This is a genomic window from Bilophila sp. 4_1_30 (genome assembly GCF_000224655.1).
Lineage (GTDB): Bacteria > Desulfobacterota > Desulfovibrionia > Desulfovibrionales > Desulfovibrionaceae > Bilophila > Bilophila wadsworthia.
In genome coordinates, this window is the sequence record NZ_JH114233.1 from 551166 (window position 1) to 570140 (window position 18975).

The window sequence follows — 18975 nt, forward strand, 5'->3', positions numbered from 1 at the left end:
TACCCCGCCCTCTCCCGTATCCCCGCGGGAGAGGGGTTTTCTTTCTCGCAAAGCCTGTTTTCCCCACAGTTCCGGCTCATTCCAGAGGCCCACACAGGGACTCCGCCCGCTCCCCGCCCCACCGGGCAGAAGTGTGTGTTTTTCAATCACAAAACATGCTGATATTATTTGGTTCTTTTTGTATGATAAACGCTTCGTAACCATCTTGACATCACTCGGGAAATTGCCTAGCCCGAAAAAATGAAAGCTCGCCACTCCTCCATCTGCGCCGTTGCCCTTCTCGTTGCTGCCATCGCGCTTTCCGGGTGCTCCTCCAAAAAGCTGCAACCCGCCTTTGAGCCGGTGTACGACGATCCGTACTCTTTTGAGGCGTATCTGGAAAACCGGAAGAAAGCCGATCGTTCTTCCATGTCCCAAGAGGAGCGCTTCGCTTACGACAACCGTACGGCGAGCCTGTCCACGATGCGGGAGTCGGGAATCCCTTTGCCGAACCTGCATCTTATCGAGCAAGCCAAAACAGCCCTCGGCACGCCCTACGTGCCCGGCGGTACCGATACGCAAGGCTTCGACTGTTCAGGGTTCGTGCAGTGGGCCTACCGGAATGTCGGCGTCACCTTGCCGCGCACGGCGCGCGAGCAATCCGTCATGGGCCGCCCCATCAAGTCCGGCTCCATGATGGCGGGCGACATCGTCGCCTTCAACCATCCCCGGCGCGGCTACCATACGGGCATCTATCTCGGCGGCGGCTCGTTCATCCACAGCCCCGGACGCGGCAAAAGCGTATCCATCGCCGCCCTGTCCGATCCCTATTTCAGCTCCACCTTCATCGGTGCCCGCAGAGTCCAGTCCAAGGAATCCGACGCCGAAGCCATCAAAAAGCTCATGGCACTGGACTCCCGCAAACCCACCCGCACCCACAAGGCCGCCCTTGCTTCGAGTCAAAAGCGCTCCGCTACACGAAAACAAACGTCCGCAGCGGTAGCCGAACACCGGACACAGGCCGATACCCGCCGCAAGGCGTCAGCCCCGCCCGCAAAACAGGAACCCGCGCAGAACAAAAAAAACGGCGGGCCAGCCGTTGCCGCCCGGAAACAGACGACGCCTTCACAAGCGACAGCCAAAGCCGCATCGAAAACCATCCCCCCGAAAAAGGAAGCCCCCGGGAAACAGGCAGCCCAAGCCCCAAATACCAAAAAGGGTGCCGTACCCGCAAAAAACACCCCGGTTTCGGAACCGGCCAAGGCCAAAGCCGCACCCGCCAAGGCGGGGAAGGAGGGCAAGGCGGCACAGCCCGTCGCCGGGAAAAAAGCAGTTCCGGCCAAGGCTGACGGCAAGACGACCGCGACAGCCAAAGCGCCCGTGAAGACAAAAGCGGAACAGCCCAAAGCCGCGACGCAAACGGCCAAAACGACCGCAACGGCCCCTGCCAAGGCGGCACAAACGCAGAAGCCGGCGCAGAATTCCAAGGCATCCGCAAAAGCGCCGACAAATTCCGCCCCGGTGAAGGCAAGGGCCACACAAGCGAAACCTGAAAAAGCCGCACCGAAACAGCCCGCCAAAACGGCCCAACAGAAAAGCGGCAAATAGGGGCTTTCCCGAGCCGGAGTGGGCGGCCCCCTCTGGCCTGCCCGCCTCAAATCGGCGACCTTTCCTGCCGCGCGAGTTCCCTTTCAGAAAAACCGTCCTTTCCTGAAAACAAAAAAGGCTCCCCGCCGTCAGTCCGGCAGGGAGCCTTTTTTGGGGGAATGTCGTCCCGAGTTGCTATCCTTCAACGGGGTTCACGGAGCCGACAAAGGGGTGAGGGCCAGAGAACGTGGGCGAACACGGGATCTGGCAAATATGGCTGTTCAGGACGCTGCCGTCCCAATGGTGTAGCAGATAGCCGGGGGTTTCCATGCGGAAGGTGTCTCCGCCCTCGGGGGAAAGATCGAGATCGATCTGCATGGACACGGCGGGGGAGGTCAACGCGATGCAGCCCGCCCACTGGGTCACGATGGGGCGGTGCATATGCCCGCAGCACAGGCGCACCCACGGCGAACGGATCAGGATATCGGCAAGGCGGCCCACATTCTCGAAGGGCTCGTCCATCGCGCCCATGCCGGTCACGAACGGGGGATGGTGCATGAACAGCAGGGTCGGGACGCCGGGCCGGGCCGCGAGCGTCCGTTCCAGCCAGCCCGCTACGGCTTCAGGGCAGTGCCCGGAATGCGAACCCGGCTGCATGGTATCCAGCATGACCAGGCGCACCGGGCCATCCTCCACGGCATAGCACAGGTACGGAGCCACGGAAGCATCGGCAGGGCACCAGTTCCCGAGCAATTCGCGCATCCGGTCGCGGCGGTCATGGTTGCCGGGCACGGCGTACACCGGCAGGGAAAGCGGTGCGAGCGCCTCATGCAGCAGGCTGTAGGCGTGCGCGTCCCCGCTGTCGGCCAAGTCGCCCGTGATGACCAAGGCATCGGGCTTTTGAACAAGCGTCTTGAGATGCTCCGCAACGACCCGCAGGCATTCAAGGGTATCCACCACCCTGAACGAAAGGCCACCGTCGCCGCGCAAATGAAAATCGGAAAGATGCAGGATACGCATTTCGCTTACCTTCAATCGGTTGTGCGGAAACGCAACGGCCTCCGCGCATCATCTAAAACCCCATGAACCTCGCCGAACCGGATGTGCTCCGTTTTTCCGGCGGACTCCCTCCACACGCAACGCTCTCCGTTCCCTATGCGCACGTTCTCCAGCCTTTCAAGCCAAGGCTCTCCAACAGGAACGAACCGTCGTCACGCGCCCTCTCCATCCCGTAACAATCTTTGGAAGGGAGGAATGGATGGTCTGGAGAAGGAAGATGCCTTTCCTCAGAAAAGCCCTTCCTTCTCCAATTCCCAATCCCGCTACAGCATCTTACACATGCTCAACTTCGCCGTCGACGCTTCTGCGGACCGCTGCGTTGTGCTTGCGCTGAATGATGAAGGCGGACGCCGCGCTCGTGAGGCCCGCAAGAAGCGTGAACAGACAAACGTAGAGGGGATCGCCGTCATTCCACTTCATGAACAGGGTACACAGGCCGGGCACGATGCCCGCGACGAGGAAACCGGGGAACTGGTATACGATGGAGATGCCGGTGTAGCGTACGTCCGGCGGGAACAGGTCGGAGAACAGCGCAGCCTCGGGACCGAACACGCCCGCGTAGAATACGCTCAGCGGGATGACAATCGCAAGCCCGATGAGGAACAGGTTGCCGCCGCTCCCTTCCATCAGCCAGAAGGAGGGAAAGATGGACAGCCCGCAGAGCAGACTTGCCAAACCGTACACTTTGCCGCGCCCGAAACGGTCGGCCAGACGCCCGGCGAACAGGATGAACGGGCACATGACCAGAGCGGCAATCATCACCACGGTGAGCGCTTCCGTGCGGGGCACATCCACATACTGCACGAGATAGGTGATCACGAACACCGCAAGGACGTTGAAGAACACGCCGTCGATCCAGCGCGCGCCCACGCCGAGCGCGATATTGCCGGGATGCTCCTTACAGACGCGTACGATGGGCAGGCTCTTGTGTTCGGTCTTGCCGCGTTCCTGCGCCTTGCGGAAGTCGGGGGTTTCAAGGATATGCATACGGATATAGAGGGCCACGCCCACCAGAACCACGCTGAGCAGAAACGCGCAGCGCCAGCCCCATGCCATGAACTGCTCGTTCGTGAGCCCCCACGACAGGAGCGCCACCACGCCGGAGGAGAGGCACAAGCCCGTGGCAAGGCCCATTTGCGGAATACTGGCGTAGAAGGCGCGTTCGCGCTTGCTCGCGTATTCATAAGTCATGAGCACCGCGCCGCCCCATTCGCCGCCGAGCCCGAGGCCCTGGCAGAGGCGCAGTGTCTGGAGGATGATCGGCGCGGCAATACCGATCTGGGCGTAGGTCGGGACAAGGCCGATGCCGATGGTCGCCAGCCCCATGATGAGCATGGTCAGCACCAACATGCTCTTACGTCCGAGCTTGTCGCCGAAGTGGCCGAAAACGAACCCGCCGAGGGGACGGGCCAGATAGCCGATGGCAAAGGTGCTGTAGGCCAGAATGGTGCCTATGAACGGGTCGGTGGTGGGGAAGAACAGCTTGTTGAAGACGATGCCCGCCACAACCCCGTACAGAAAGAAGTCGTACCATTCGATGGTGGCTCCGAGCAGACTGGCAAGGACGACCTTGCGGATCTCCTGCTTGCTGGGTGCGCTCATGCGATGCTCCTTGGGACGGCCTTCCGCCGCCCGGGTTGCCCGTCCGCCCGTTCCGTGGCGCCGGGTGAGGGATTCGCGGGGCGAGGCCATCTGGTGGGATCCGCCGTCCGCTTATTAAAAATTTAATAAAAACTCCGCCTCATTTTTAAATGCCAAAGAGGGCTCCGTTCTGCCCGCACTGGCATAACACCGCTGAAACCATGCCATCTAATCCGAAATATGGCAATATATCGTCCGTGTCTTTTTGCTGAAAAAATGAATTTTTCAAAAATATACTTTTTAAACCTCTTTTTTTCACATAGTATAATTAAAAATTTAATAAATCTAAGCCCGGTTTGACACCCGAAAGTTCTTGTGCCTATATGTTCCCCATAACAACGAAAAAGAGGATGTCGTGAGCCCCAGAACCAGAGTCACCTTGACTGATATAAGCAGGCAGTCCGGGTATTCCCCCGCCACGGTCTCAATGATCCTCAGCGGGCGGACGGACGTTTCCTTTTCCGCGGATACCGTCCGCAAAGTGCGGGAAACCGCCGAGGCCCTCGGTTACGCCCCCACCGCCAAAAAGCGGCCTTCCCTCTTTGATCGCAAGACAGTCCTCATCGTCTGCCCGAACGTCCTCAATCCTTATTATTCCACCATCGTACAGGCCATCCAGCAAGCCGCCGCCGACAAAGACTGCGACACCCTCGTCTACACGACTTACCGCGACGCCGAAAACGAAATCCGCATCCTGAACGCCGTGGCCGGTTCGGATCTGGCGGGTGTGGTGTTCACCATGATGCCGCAGTCCACCGAACTGGTGGAACGCGTGAACAGGCTTGTACCGGTCGTGGTCATCGGGGACCGCAACACCAGCCTCAACGTGGACACCGTGGAGATGAACAACTACAGCGCCGGGGCCATCATCGCACACTATATGATCGGCCTCGGGCACAAGCACATAGCCTATATCTCCACCACGCTGAACGAGGCCAATTCCGCCCGCGTCCGCCGTCTGGAAGGCGTGCGCGACACCTACCGCGACGAATGCCCCGAAGGCTCCGTAATCGTGCGTTCCCGCGAGGTGACCCCAAAAGAGGAACGGGACAACATTTCCATCGAGCACGCGGTCGGCTTCGAGCTGACCCGCAAATGCCTCGGCGAGCGGCGCATCACGGCCTTCGTGGCGGTCAACGACATGGTGGCCTACGGCGTGCTCGACGCCATCCGTGCCGAAGGGCGCCGGGTTCCGGAGGACTACAGCGTGTGCGGGTTCGACAACATCTTTCCCTCGCAATTCCTCCCCGTGGGCCTGACCACTGTCGAGCACTACATTGCGGACAAGGGACGCAACGCTTTCGAAATCCTCCACTCGAAGATGTCCGGCGAGTCATCCGACCGCAACATCACCCGCGTCGAATTCAAGCATCATTTGATTGTCCGGGATTCTACAGCCGCCCCGCGTGGAGAGGAAAAAACGGGGTAAGGAACTGACGAATGGGAGGCCGGGACTCTGTGCGGCCCTCCGTATCCTTCCGACCTTTTTCAGATGGCGCATGGCTGCGGCCTGGCCCGGAAAGCTCCGAAAACCGGGACTCTCTTGCAGATTATACATGGAATATCGGGTAGTTTTGTATAACAGGATAATGTGCGGACAACTGCGTGTTGAGGATGTTTTTCGCGGCATACCGTTTTTATCAATATAAATGTGGCATACCTCTCATTGGATGTGTTTTTTAATATTACGCCGCTAATAACGCTGGACTGCACCATACCTGCCGCATTATATTGCCTCTCATCCTTACTGCTGCATTTTTGGGGTGCAGAAAAGATAAGATGGATGGAAGCCTCGCCAGCCTTTCCCGAAGAGGGCAGCCGTGCGCATCCGAGCAGGCGGCATCAGTTCTTCCTCAAATGATAAGAGAAAACCTTGGACTCCGCAGAGCGTGCTTCTCGGCATTTCTGTAACCCTGTGCGAATACGGTAGGCACTATGCAGCTCAAAACGAAACTCCTCGTGTATATCACAGTGCCTATTGCTCTCGCCGTCTGCATTTCATCTTATATGACATACAGAACACATTCCGCAGCCATGCGGCATGTCATCGAGAAAGATATAAAAGCGACATCGTTCTTTGTCGCGGAAAATATCAATCTGACCATATCGGATATAAAAAACAGTTTCCGCGTTGCCGCAAAGTCGGAAACCATCAAGGCGTCGCTGGAAAACACGGGACAACGGGAACATGAACGCGTTGTCGCCTTCTTTGAAGCCATCAAGCACGTCATGCCGACAATCACGGACGTCTTCCTCCTTGATGAAAACGGCAATATCCGGGCGAGCCTCAATTCACACGATTACGGCAACAACTATGGGGATCGCACATACTTCCGACAAGCAATCGCCGGAGAAACGGCGATCGTCGGCCCTTTGGTCTCACGCGTCACTCAAAAAGAATGTGTTTATATCGCTGTCCCTGTGGGCAACGAGCGGAATAAAGGCGTTCTGGTTGCCTCCGTGGGACTGGATAGCATATCGGTTCTCTGCTTTAACCATGATATCACTTCGTCCCGGATAGATATTTTCCTGCTCGACAATACGGCCCATATCCTCATGGCCAAAGAGAGCACAAATGACGGCAAACACCCGGACAGCATAAAGCTGGACGGCCACACCTTAAGCGACGGGACTCCACAAGGGTATGTCACGTATGCCTTCAACGGCAAAACCTATACGGGCTTTTACAAAAAAATCAAAAACCTGAACTGGTATGTCCTGATTGCGATGGATGACACGCAAATCAATAAGACAGTGCTATCATCCACGAAGAACAGTTTTCTGCTGACCCTTCTGGCAATCCTGATTGGCCTGCTCATCGGATCCATTCTTATTTATAATGTAGTGAAGGCCCTGTACAAGATTATCGAGTATGCCCACAGGATTTCCAACGGACAGTTGGAGGCGACTCTGGACGTCTATGGCCAAGGCGAGCTTGGCGTCTTGGCCAATACGTTGCGGTCAATGGCCAGAATAGTGAAGCAGGATCAAGACAGGTTGAATCGCCTTGTTGAAGAGCGCACGGATCAGTTGAGGCTTTCTCAGGAGAGGCTGCTTAAAGAAAGCGCTCTGTTGAAGACTATCTTAAATACCGTTCCAGATCTGATCTTCTATAAAGATATGAACGGAATATACAAGGGATGCAACAAAGCGTTCGGCGCTTTCATAGGCAAGAGCGAACAAGAGGTTATAGGCAAAGACGATGTGGAGCTTTTTCAGCTTTCAGGAAATGCCGCTCAGAAATTTATTGAGGACGACCTTCAGGTCATGAGGGGAAAACTCGATACCTTGATCCGCGAGGAAGAGGTGCTGTATCCCGACGGGAAAAGGATATACCTTGAAACCATCAAGACACTGTACTACTCGGAAGACAATGCGCCTTTCGGCATGGTTGGCATTTCCCGCAACATCCAGCTGCGAAAGGAAACGGAAAAGGCCTATGCCGAAGCCATCCAACGGGCGCACGAAGCCAGCAAGGCCAAAAGCGAATTTGTGGCCAGAATCAGCCATGAAATACGGACGCCCCTCAATGCCATCATCGGCATGAATTATTTGCTGAAACAAAGCTGTACAGACCCTGTGCAGGAGAGCTACCTGCGCAAGATGGAACTTTCTGCCAAAAATCTCTTATCCATCATCAATGATGTGTTGGATTTCTCAAAGATAGAGTCCGGGAAGCTCGAGATAGAGAAGAATACATTGTCAATAGAGAAGCTGGTGCGCGATGTCGTCAGCATCAATGAGCCCAAAGCCAAAGCGGCGAACGAATCTTTCGAAACCCATATTGATCCGGGCATTCCCGACGTACTGATCGGCGATACGTTGCGCATCAGCCAAATCATGCTGAATCTCGTTTCCAATGCCGTCAAATTTTCGCATCACGGAACCATCAAAATCGAAGTCCTCTGCGAACGTGTGCACGGTGAAAACGTCACGCTGCTCTTTTCCGTCCGCGATCAAGGTATCGGCATGAGCCAACAGCAACTGGACAAACTCTTTATCCCCTTTACCCAGGCGGACGGCTCGACGACACGGAAATACGGCGGCACGGGGCTTGGCCTCTCCATCTGCAAGATGCTGGTGGAGCTCATGCATGGGGAAATATGGGCTGTGACTGAGGAAGGCGTGGGCTCAACCTTTTTCTTCAGGCTCCAACTTGAAAAGAAAGCCGCGGCGGCCCCGGCGGCGCAGCATCCCGAAACGGAACAGAGCGCCCCCGTTGAAGCCCTTCCCGCTTCCAGCTTGAAGGGGAAAACCGTCCTCCTAGCTGAAGACAATGAAATCAACCAGGAAATAGCTATTGCCATTCTCAATTCCTTTGGGCTTGAGGTGGATCTGGCCGAGAACGGGCTGGAAGCCGTACAGAAAATTCAAACAAACCAATACGCTTTAGTCCTTATGGATATCCAGATGCCGATCATGGATGGCTATCAGGCGACGCGGTTAATCCGGAAAGATAACCGCTTCAACGCCCTCCCTATCATCGCCATGACCGCCAACGCCATGAACACGGACCGAGCCGAGAGCCTAAAGGCGGGCATGAACGAACACATCGGCAAGCCCTTTGACCCGGAAGCATTGAAACGATTGCTTGAAAAATGGTGCCGCTGAAGCATACAGCCGCTCTCTACTGACAGCGGGTACCTTGAGAAAAACTTCCTGTCCGGGCGGGTCCAGATTGCCGAAACAGGGGGAACAATCCCCTAGGGGCAGGAACATTTGAAGTGATATAACCGCATTGAGTGAAGCGACATTTTTCTCAAGAAAAGCTTCCCCAAGCCTGCCAACCAGCCTCGCGCCCATCTCTCCGTTTCAAAGCCTTTTATGCATATCGGCTCCCCATCCGGCTCCCTAAAACGGGTTCCCTTCAAGAAAGTCCTCTTTAGGCATGAAAACCGTAGCCTGTTAAGGTGCCCTTAAGCCTGTCGAGTCAAAAGACATCCGGCAGGGGAATTTCTGCGTAGAACACCGTTCCGATGGACGGTGTTTTTACTTTTTATTGCAATGTATTGACAACAAAAGCCTATCGGAGGAACAGCTCGCCCGGAGGATCTCGGCGGAAAAGGATTGACGGCGTGGAAAGTTCATGGTGTAATTTAGTCATTGGTTAACTTTCATCAACATACACTTTCAAACAGACTGCGGAACATCTCAGGAGACCTGCCATGCATCTCAGCCACGTCGTTGAAACGATTGATACGCATACCGCGGGCAATCCCACCCGCAACCTCATCGCCGGGGTTCCCCGCATCGAGGGGAAAACCATGCAGGACAAGATGGCCTATGCCGGGGAGCATCTGGACTGGCTGCGCACCGCCGTCATGATGGAACCCCGCGGGCACAGCAACATGTCCGGCACAATCTGGGTGGAACCGTGCCATCCCGAGGCCGACATGGGCATCCTGTTCATCGACGCGGGCGGGCACATGCCCATGTGCGGGCACAGCACCATCGGCTGCGTCACCGCCATGTTGGAGAGCGGCCGGGTGCCCATTACCGGGGAAGTGACCGAAGTGAACATTGATACCCCAGCCGGACTCGTGCGCACCCGGGCCACCGTGGAAAACGGCAGCGTGACCAGCGTCGCGTTCCGTAACGTGCCCTCCTTCCTGTTCTGCTCGGGGACGGTCGAGGTTCCCGGTATAGGGGCTGTCCCCTTTGATGTGGCTTACGGCGGCAACACGTATGCCATTGCCGACGCCGCGTATTTTCCCGGCCTTGAACTCCGTTCCGGCCACCGTTCCGCCATCGAAAAAGCCGCGCAGGCATTCGGCGATGCTGTGCGCGCGGCGGTGAAGTTCCAGCATCCCCTCCAGCCGTTCATCAATGTCATCACGCACGTCATGTTCTATACGAAGCCGGATGATCCCACAGCCACTTACCGCAATACCGTCGTTTTTCTGCCTGACTCCCTCGACCGTTCACCCTGCGGTACGGGCACGTCCGCCCGTGTGGCCTCGCTGTTCGCCAAGGGCGAGCTCGGCCTGAACGAACCTTTTGTCCATGAAAGCGTCATCGGCACCCAGTTCCGGGCGCGTATCGTCGAGCCCGCAATGGTCGGACCGTACAAGGGAGGCATCCCTGAAGTATCCGGTTCGGCTTACGTGACCGGCCTGCTCAAACTGGTCATCGATCCCGCCGATCCTCTGCGGCATGGCTTCCGACTGGCGTAGCGGGTTGGCATGGTTGAAATTGGGGAGGCTACGCAAAGGGAGTTCGTTCCGCTGCGAGATAAAAAAACGTAACTCATCGTTAAAATAAATTTATCCTGTGTTTCCCGCTGCCAGACAAGCGTTTTCTTTCGGCGGCAAGCCGCCGAAAGAAAACGCGCAGCCGGGTCAAGGGGCGGCTCGCCCCTTGCGGAGTGCAGAGGCAGCGCCTCTGCCGGGGTTCCTAGGGGCGGAGCCCCTAGGCAGGAGATGGCGGGGAACACGAGGCTTGCAGAAAAACAGGACAGTCCGACGCCATGCGCGCAGGACTGCCCTGTTCTCATTGCGGCGGCTGAAAATCAGCTTTCCGGTGTCATCAGCGAATCGAGCATGACGGCAGGCGTATCCAGCAGGCTATCCAGCTCATCACGCAGCTTGTCGATCTTTTGCAGCAGTTTGAGGGCTTGGCGATGCACGGCGTGTACGGAGGCAAGCATCTCCTCGTTCGGAATCGGAATCGGCAGTGCCGCGATATCCGCAACCCGAATCTGCGGGATGCTCGTTCCTGAAATGTTTGAGCGCAGATAGTTCAAGGCCCGCGGAGAACGCAAATAATGGAACAGCCAAATCGGATCGATACATTCCGTGCGGATCAGATAAAACGTCTGGCTCGGCAGCCAGTTATCGCCGCACTGGGTCACGATGCCCACCTTGCCGAGGGATTGCAGCGAGCCCTTGCAGGTCAGCAGGAGATCACCCTCCCGAAGCCGGGCGATCCGGCGCGAACGCGGCAGGGGCGCGGCATCCGGCACGAGGCGGCTGGCATCGGTAACGAATCCGCTTTCATCAATATCGGCAAGGGTGACTTCTCGATAGATGTTGGAAAGTTCTCCATCCCCGGCCTTGGCGAGCATCTGCCCTCGTACCAGCGCCGCACACCCGCCGAGGGATTCCTCCCGTAAGGACGGGGCAGAGGTCTGCACCAGCGGGCTCGACTTGAGGCGCAGATCGCAGCCACGCTGGATCAGAGCCTCATAGTCCACGTTTTCCGCCGGGGGCTTGGGCGTCCAGCGCGGCAGCCGCCCGATGGGGCGGTCGCACGCCTGCGCAAGGATGGGATCGAGGTAGCTGATCTCCAGCCCCTGACGGCTCGGCACGCACCAATCTTTGGCATTGACCAACCGTACCGTGCGGCCCGGCTCGGAAGGGCCGAGCTGGAGCAAGGCGGGAAGGGTACGCGGGATGATCCCCCCGGGAAGCTGTGTGACGGAGTAGAGCGAGCCGTTTTCGATGAGCCGCTGCTTGAGGTGCAACGTACGGGGGCTGGCGCTGCTGAGGAACGACCAGTTCGTCATGACCACCGCCCCCTGATAGGATTGGTGATCGAGCTGGCGCAGGAACGTGCCGAGTTCGGCGTTCCGGGAATCGGAATCATGGATGGCGATGTGTCCCGCGTTTGCCGGGTACGGGCTGGAAGGGCCGAGGCCTTTGACCTGCCCCCCCGCGATGGCTGCGATGTGCGGGACGAGGGCGCTTTCCCCAGTAAAACAGACTTCCCGCCCCTTGGAGGCGAACCAGACGGCGAACTGGAGCGTACGCGAGCCGTGGCAGACCACCGGCGCGTCTTCGTCGCCCGGAAGCATATGGCTCATCAGGTCCGCAAGCTCAATGGGCAGGAGCTGCCTCCATCCGGTCAGGCGGTCCATTTCGCTGAGCGCCGCGATGAGCATCAGCACGGGCGACGCACCATCAAGAGCCGGCGAAACAATGTTCTTACGAATATGATCGCACTGGTTTTTCCCCGCGATGGGCAGGCCGCTGAAACAGCCGAGCAGAATATCCCTCAAATCGATGGGTGAAAGCTGGCGATGGACGGCACACAGCTGAGCCGCAAAATCCATGCCTTTTTTGAGCGTGACGTTATCGAAAAGCATACTGAGCCTTTGTAAGACAGTTGGGAAAACCGAGGAAAGAAAAAGACTGGACCTCGAACGCACTTCTACGCGTTTTCTGTTGTATAGCCAGTCTCAATGGAAAGGGCAAGTTTATATTTTGAAAATTATTTTGTTAAAATATCATATGTTATCATATTTAGATTTCGTAAAATAAAATTATCTGTTGACTATTTTTTGCTTATGACTGAAAAAGAACCCATGCTTCTTCGGACACACGGATTCAGGCACTCCAACCGAAACGCCGGAGCACCGCATGAGCTTTCCGCTTTCCATCGTCATTTGGGATTATGACCCCGGACGCATTGCGGAAATCGACCGCAACCTTCACCTGGCCCTGCGTGAGCTGAACCTCCGGGGCACGGTGTCCAGCCTGTCCGAACCGCCGCTCATGTCCCGCGAAGGGCTTGTCGGCCGGGAACCCGTCCTTGAAATCGGAGATGCCTACTGGTCCTTACGGCCGGGAGAGACCATCTCCAAAGAAGCCTGCCTCAAGCTGCTTTCAGGAATCGTCCAAGAAAAGGGCTGAAGCCCTAACCGTATAGGAGGTCCTGTGAAAATGCTTCTTTCTGGTAGAACCGCGCTTGGCCTGCTCTTTTTGGGCATCGGCGCCCTGCTCCTCCGCGAGGCGTACGCGGTCGACGTCGGCGCGTTCGCCGTCCCCGGCGAAATGGGTACGATGACCTACCCCCGCATCCTGCTGTTCGGCTGGATCGGCCTGTCGATCCTGTATCTGCTCAACCCCGGAAAGCCGTTCAACGCCCACGATCTGCGGGCCAGCCTGCCGGGCGTTTCCAAGGTCGTCGCGTCCATCGCCATCTATATCATCCTGTTCGCTACGGTGGGGCTTCCCCTCGGGACGTTCCTCTTCCTGCTCCTTTTCTTCTATCTGATGCGCTACCGGGACATCCGGCGCATGATCCCCTTCGCCCTGCTCGGCGCGGGGCTGACGTGGCTGGTATTCGAGAAGATTCTGGGCGTCGTCGTCCCGCAGCCCTTCTGGGTCGGCCTGTTCTAACCCACGGAGAATCATATGTTTTCCGATATCATGCATGGCATCATGATCACGATGAGCCCCGACAGCCTGCTGGCCTTATGCATCGGGGCAATGTTCGGAACCGTCGTCGGGGCGCTTCCCGGCCTTGGGACGGCCGTGGCCATCACCATCTGTATCCCCTTCACTCTTCAGATGGGCAACGCTTCGGCCATTGCCCTGCTGCTCGGCGTTTACGCCACGTCGATTTACGGCGGCTCCATCTCCGCCGTGCTGTTGAACACGCCGGGTACGCCGCAATCGGCCTGCACCGGGTTTGACGGCTATGCCATGGCCAAGGCAGGCAAGGCGGAAAAGGCCCTCGGCTGGGTCACCATGTCCTCCGTCCTCGGCGGCCTGTTCTCCTGCGTGGCGCTGGTCATCGCCGCCCCCCAGCTTGCGGATCTGTCCGTAAAGTACGGCGGCCCGCTGGAAATCTGCGGCCTCATCTGCCTCGGCCTTGCCTGCATCACCAGCCTGTCCGAAGACAACCAGATCAAAGGGCTGCTCATGGGCGTCGCCGGGCTGTTCCTCGCCACCATCGGCGTGGACCCCCTGAGCGGCGAAATGCGCTTCACCTTCGGCTCGCCCCAGCTCGTCAGCGGCATCGACCTCATGCCCATCGTGGTCGGCGTGTTCCCGTTGGCGGAACTGTTCTACCGGGCCTATGAGGTCCACGCCAACGTGGAGCCCACGGCCATCGACTGCAAGCGCATCAGCTTCCCCACGTGGCAGGAATGGAAGGGGCGCGGCCTCATTCTCCTACGCTCATCGCTCATCGGCGTGGGCCTCGGCATCCTCCCCGGCACCGGCGCGACGGCGGCCACCTTCGTCAGCTACTCTTCCGCCAAGCGCCTTTCCAAGAATGGGGAAAACTTCGGGAAGGGCGAACCCGACGGCCTCGTCGCCGCCGAATCCTCCAACAACGCGGTCGCGGGCGGCGCGATGGTCCCCACGCTGGCCCTCGGCATCCCCGGCGAGCCCGTCATGGCGCTCATGCTCGCCACTCTGACCCTGCATGGGATCACCCCCGGCGTACGGCTCATGGCGGACAATCCCGACATCGTCTATTCGACCTTCCTCTCCCTGATTCTCGCCAATCTTTTGATCATCCCCACCGCCATCATCACCGTTCGCGGCTTCGGGAAGCTCATCAAGTTCCCCACAGCGATCCTGCTCAGCATCATCGTCATCTGCTCCCTGCTCGGCGTGTACCTGCCCCGCAGCAACATGTTCGACGTGTGGATGGCCCTGCTCATCGGCGTGATCGCCTTCCTGATGCGCTTTGCGGATTTCCCCGTGGCCCCGTTCCTCATCGGCTACGTGCTCAGCGCGCAGCTTGAGTACCGTCTCGGCCAGGCCGTCATCTACAAAGGCGACATGCCGTTGACCGAATACCTCTTCAACGCGCCCGTCGCCCTTGTCCTGTTCGCGGTTTCCGCCTGCCTGCTGCTCGCCCCGATGCTGCGCCCGCTTTGGGCCGGCCGGAGAAAGTAAAACCCTCAAGCCCCAGGAGTGTCCCATGTTCAGAAAGCTGCTGTTCGCCCTCGCCGCCGTATGCCTCATGACCGGCTCCGCCGTAGCCGCCGATGCGTTCCCGAACCGCCCGATCACCATCGTCGTGCCCTTCGCGGCCGGAGGCGAAACGGACCTCGTGGCCCGTATGCTCGCGGACGGCATGAGCAAGGAACTCAAGCAGGTCGTGGTCGTACAGAACATCGTAGGCGCATCCGGCGTCGCCGGGATAAGCGCCGTCACCGGGGCCAAGCCCGACGGCTACACCCTCGGCGTAACCCCGAGCGCGCCGCTGGCCATGCACCCCCACATGCGCAAGGTTCCGTATACGCTGGATTCGTTCGACTTCGTGGGCCGTATCCTCAAGGCTCCGTACATCGTCATGGTCGCCAAGACCGCGCCCTGGAACACGCTTGACGACATGCTCAAGGACATGAAGGCCAATCCCAACACGTTCTTCTTCGCGTCGTCCGGCGTGGGCAGCGTACCCTACTTCGCCATGATGGACCTCTTCAAGAAGGCCGGGGCGCAGGTCCGCCACGTCCCCTTCTCCGGCGACGCCGACGCCTTCCAGGCCATCGCGGGGAACCGCGTGCAGGTCTACACCTCCACCGCCGGATCGCTGGATCAGTATGACGTCAAGGGGTTGGCCCTCATGGATGCCACCCGAGATCCGCTGCTGCCCAACCTGCCCACGGTGAAGGAATGTGGCGTCGAAGCCTATTACAGCCAGTGGATGCCCCTTCTCGCCCCCAAGGGCCTGCCCGCCGACGTCAAGGCCACGCTTTCCGACGCCATGCGCAAGGCCATGCAGTCTCCCGAGTTCGTGGAGCGCCTCCACAAGCTGAACCTCGTTCCCGGCTATCTGGACAGCAAGGACTGCCGCGCGTTCGTGGAAGAGGAATCCGTCCGCAACGCCGAAGTCATCAAGGGGCTGATGGCGAAGTGATCGCCCGCCCCCTTACTTTCAACCCGAAAAACCCAAAGGTGTTACCATGCGCGAAAAGAAGAATGTCATCGTCGTGATGTTGGATACGCTCCAGTTCAACTATCTGGGCTGCTACGGCAATACGCGGGTCAAGACCCCGAACATCGACCGCTTCGCCACCGAAGGCGTGGTCTTCGAAAACGCCTATACGGAAGGCCTGCCCACCGTGCCCTGCCGCCGGGCCATGCTCACCGGGCGCTACACCCTGCCGGTAAAGGGCTGGTCGCAGCTCGACGTCAGCGACACCACCATTGCGGATCTGTGCTGGGGGCAGCCCATCGACAGCTACCTGATCCACGACTCCGGGCCGTTCCGCCTGCCCAAGTTCGGGTACTCGCGGGGCTTCGACAAGGTGTTCTTCCTGCACGGGCATGAGACCGATCACCAGTATTATGCTCAGGACGAACTCGGCGGCGGCCTCAAGGCCGAGGACTACTATGAAGATCATGTGATGGAAAAAGCCGACGAGATCCTTGGGGAAAACGTCATGCGCCCACTCATGAACCAGGTTGAATGCCACCTCAAGGAGCGCCAATACTGGAAATCCGACGGGGATCAGCACGCCGCCCAGATCATGAAGGAAGCCGTACGGAACCTGGAGCGCGTCGACCGCAACAAGTCCTTCTTCATGTGGATCGACTGCTTTGATCCGCACGAACCGTGGGATGCTCCCTCCGTGTACGATCCGGATCTGAAGTGCCCCTATGACCCCGACTACGAAGGCAAGGACATGTTCCTGCCCATTCAGGGCCATGTCGACGGCCTGTACACCGACCGCGAACTGGAACACATCCGCGCCCTGTACGCCGAAAAGGTGACGATGGTGGACAAATGGTTCGGGCATCTCATGAACAACATCCGCACGCTCGGCATGGAAGACGACACGCTGGTCATCCTCGTCTCCGACCACGGTTCCCCGATGGGCAAGGGCGAGCACGGCCACGGCATCATGCGCAAGTGCCGCCCGTGGCCCTATGAGGAACTTGCCCACATCCCCATGATCATGCGCGGCCCCGGCCTGCCCCGCAACCGACGCGTGAAAGGCTTCGTCCAGTCCTGCGACGTGGCCCCCACCGTGGTGGATTGGCTCGGCATCGGCGTGCATCCCTCCATGCAGGGCCATTCGCTCCTGCCGCTCGCCAAGGGCGACGTGGAAAAGGTCCGTGAATTCGCCATTGCCGGGTACTTCCGTTACTCGTGGTCCATCATCACCGAGGACTGGTCCTTCATCCATTGGTTGAAGGATGACGAAAAGAGCGTCGCCGATGCCCGGTTCGGCATCTACGGTAAAGACCTCGGCGAATCCACAGCCCACATCCTCCAGATGAAGAAGGCCAACGCCGTCGAGGACCGCGACACCGCCTTCTACAACCGCGCCTACGAGGAACACAAAAAGGCCGCCACGCTGGACGGCGAGGATCAGTGGACCTGCACCGCCGCCGCCTCCAGCGAAGTGCCCGCCCGCGACGAGCTGTATTGCCGCAAAGACGATCCGTTCCAGCTCAACAACATCTCCGCCAAACATCCCGAGGTCGCCAAGGAGCTGTTCGAACAGCTGAAGCTGTTCATGGCCGAACTGCGCGCCTCCTGATGATCCGCCGGGGAGGGGGATTGGGCAATACCGTCCTGCCCGTGGGGATTCCCCTCTCCGGCCTTTCGAAAATACCGACATCCCGCTTTTCCGAAATGCCCTTCGGGAAAACCCCTGTTTCATCGTTTTCCGCAATCCGCAAAGGAACCGGTTATGAGCGAAGCTACCCTGTTGGATTCCATTACTTTTGATGAATGGATCAAGTCCCACGACGGCATTGTCCTGTTCCACAAAAAGCTCTGCCCGCACTGCAAGGTCATGCGTACCGTGCTCGACAAGGCTACGGCCGAACGCCCCGATATCCAGCTCGCATCCGTCGATTCCGAAGAACAGCCGGATCTCATGGCCCGCTGTTCCGTGGAACGCGTGCCTACCCTGATCGTCTGCCGGAACGGGGCCGTCGCCGCCCGCAAAAGCGGCATCATGAACCCGCGCGAACTGCTCGCGTTTTACGAGTCGGCGTCATGAACGGGCACAGCGACATCCTGATCATCGGCGGCGGCATAGGCGGCATGACGGCGGCGCTGTACGCGGCCCGGGCCAACCTTTCCGTCCGCATCGTGGAGAAGGAAGTGTGCGGCGGGCTGGTGAACTGGACCCATACGGTGGAGAACGTCCCTTCGTACAAAAGCATCCACGGCATGGATCTCATGACCGCCTGCCGGGAGCATGTGGAGTCCCTCGGCGTCACCATTGAAGAAGTCAACGAAGTGGAAGAGGTCCGGCTCGTCGGCCAGCCCAAGGAAGTACGCACTTCGGAAGGCGACAGCTTCACCGCCGACGTGGTGGTCATCGCCACCGGGCGGAAGCCCATCCCCCTGCCGGTGGAAACGACGTTCGAAAAGCTCCACTACTGCTCGGTCTGCGACGGCACCGCCTACAAGGACAAAGACGTGCTCGTGGTCGGCGGCGGGAACAGCGGGTTCGACGAATCCCTGTACCTCGCGGGCCTCGGCGTCCGTTCCATCCATATCGTGGAAATGTTCCCGGCCTGCGCCGCCGCGCAATCCACACAAGACCGGGCTCTGGCTACCGGCATCATCAGGGCAAGCGTGAACACCACCATCACCGCGCTGGAACCGCTGCCGGACGGACGCTGCCGCGCCTCTCTCAAGGATACCGCATCGGGGGCCGCCTCCGAGGAAACCGTGGACGGCGTGTTCTGCTTCATAGGCCAGAAACCGAATACCGCTCTCTTTGAAGGGCTCATCGATATGGAAAAGGGCTATATCCGCACCGATGAAGACATGCGGACCTCCCTTCCCGGCGTGTTCGCCGTGGGAGACGTCCGCGCCAAGCGATACCGCCAGATCACCACGGCTATGGGCGACGGAACCATCGCCGCACTGGAGGCCGAACGCTTCATCCGTTCCCTTCGCTAAACTGATTGGGGCTCCGCCCCACGCCCCGGCAAAGGCTCCGCCTCTGCACTCCGCAAGGGGGCAGCGCCCCCTTGACCCGGCGATAAAGAAATGAGATTC

14 protein-coding genes are annotated in these 18975 nt (G+C 58.8%); 11 read left to right on the top strand and 3 right to left on the bottom strand.

Annotated features, from left to right (window positions below):
• Nucleotides 1-240 precede the first annotated feature (240 nt).
• On the top strand, nt 241-1587 hold the full coding sequence (locus tag HMPREF0178_RS14310; RefSeq protein WP_009368749.1) for a C40 family peptidase: 1347 nt from the start codon (nt 241-243) through the stop codon (nt 1585-1587).
• A 174-nt stretch (nt 1588-1761) separates the two neighbouring features.
• On the opposite strand, the gene HMPREF0178_RS14315 is transcribed toward HMPREF0178_RS14310, so the two are convergent.
• Nucleotides 1762-2586: a phosphodiesterase gene (locus HMPREF0178_RS14315; protein ID WP_009368750.1), complete on the bottom strand. Its 825-nt coding sequence runs from the start codon at nt 2584-2586 to the stop codon at nt 1762-1764.
• A gap of 312 nt (nt 2587-2898) precedes the next feature.
• Nucleotides 2899-4227 (bottom strand): MFS transporter, encoded by a 1329-nt coding sequence (locus HMPREF0178_RS14320; RefSeq protein WP_005024284.1) that lies wholly within the window; start codon nt 4225-4227, stop codon nt 2899-2901.
• Nucleotides 4228-4621: 394 nt separating this feature from the next.
• On the opposite strand from HMPREF0178_RS14320, the gene HMPREF0178_RS14325 reads away from it, so the two are divergent.
• The 3 genes from HMPREF0178_RS14325 to HMPREF0178_RS14335 all read left to right on the top strand — a co-directional run bounded on the left by HMPREF0178_RS14325 (nt 4622) and on the right by HMPREF0178_RS14335 (nt 10439).
• On the top strand, nt 4622-5695 hold the full coding sequence (locus HMPREF0178_RS14325) for a LacI family DNA-binding transcriptional regulator (protein ID WP_005024281.1): 1074 nt from the start codon (nt 4622-4624) through the stop codon (nt 5693-5695).
• 506 nt (nt 5696-6201) lie between these two features.
• Nucleotides 6202-8877, top strand: a complete 2676-nt coding sequence (locus tag HMPREF0178_RS14330) for an ATP-binding protein (protein WP_009368751.1) — start codon at nt 6202-6204, stop codon at nt 8875-8877.
• Nucleotides 8878-9431: 554 nt separating this feature from the next.
• Nucleotides 9432-10439 (top strand): proline racemase family protein, encoded by a 1008-nt coding sequence (locus tag HMPREF0178_RS14335; RefSeq protein WP_009368752.1) that lies wholly within the window; start codon nt 9432-9434, stop codon nt 10437-10439.
• Nucleotides 10440-10774: 335 nt separating this feature from the next.
• On the opposite strand, the gene HMPREF0178_RS14340 is transcribed toward HMPREF0178_RS14335, so the two are convergent.
• Nucleotides 10775-12349 carry a restriction endonuclease subunit S gene (locus HMPREF0178_RS14340; RefSeq protein ID WP_009368753.1) on the bottom strand — a complete coding sequence of 525 codons (1575 nt, stop codon included), beginning with the start codon at nt 12347-12349 and terminating at the stop codon, nt 10775-10777.
• Nucleotides 12350-12623: 274 nt separating this feature from the next.
• Between HMPREF0178_RS14340 and HMPREF0178_RS14345 the strand changes: the two genes are divergently transcribed.
• The 7 genes from HMPREF0178_RS14345 to HMPREF0178_RS14375 all read left to right on the top strand — a co-directional run bounded on the left by HMPREF0178_RS14345 (nt 12624) and on the right by HMPREF0178_RS14375 (nt 18876).
• On the top strand, nt 12624-12896 hold the full coding sequence (locus HMPREF0178_RS14345; protein ID WP_009368754.1) for a hypothetical protein: 273 nt from the start codon (nt 12624-12626) through the stop codon (nt 12894-12896).
• Between the two features lie 30 nt (nt 12897-12926).
• Nucleotides 12927-13385 (top strand): tripartite tricarboxylate transporter TctB family protein, encoded by a 459-nt coding sequence (locus HMPREF0178_RS14350; protein WP_009368755.1) that lies wholly within the window; start codon nt 12927-12929, stop codon nt 13383-13385.
• A 15-nt stretch (nt 13386-13400) separates the two neighbouring features.
• Complete coding sequence (locus tag HMPREF0178_RS14355; protein ID WP_009368756.1) at nt 13401-14897, top strand: tripartite tricarboxylate transporter permease; 1497 nt, start codon at nt 13401-13403, stop codon at nt 14895-14897.
• Nucleotides 14898-14922: 25 nt separating this feature from the next.
• On the top strand, nt 14923-15864 hold the full coding sequence (locus HMPREF0178_RS14360) for a tripartite tricarboxylate transporter substrate binding protein (protein ID WP_009368757.1): 942 nt from the start codon (nt 14923-14925) through the stop codon (nt 15862-15864).
• 46 nt (nt 15865-15910) lie between these two features.
• A complete protein-coding gene (locus HMPREF0178_RS14365) occupies nt 15911-17494 on the top strand; it encodes a sulfatase (protein WP_009368758.1) in 1584 nt (527 codons plus the stop codon).
• 153 nt (nt 17495-17647) lie between these two features.
• On the top strand, nt 17648-17962 hold the full coding sequence (locus HMPREF0178_RS14370) for a thioredoxin family protein (RefSeq protein ID WP_009368759.1): 315 nt from the start codon (nt 17648-17650) through the stop codon (nt 17960-17962).
• A complete protein-coding gene (locus HMPREF0178_RS14375) occupies nt 17959-18876 on the top strand; it encodes an NAD(P)/FAD-dependent oxidoreductase (protein ID WP_009368760.1) in 918 nt (305 codons plus the stop codon). Before HMPREF0178_RS14370 ends, HMPREF0178_RS14375 begins: the two co-directional genes overlap by 4 nt.
• Nucleotides 18877-18975: the final 99 nt, after the last annotated feature.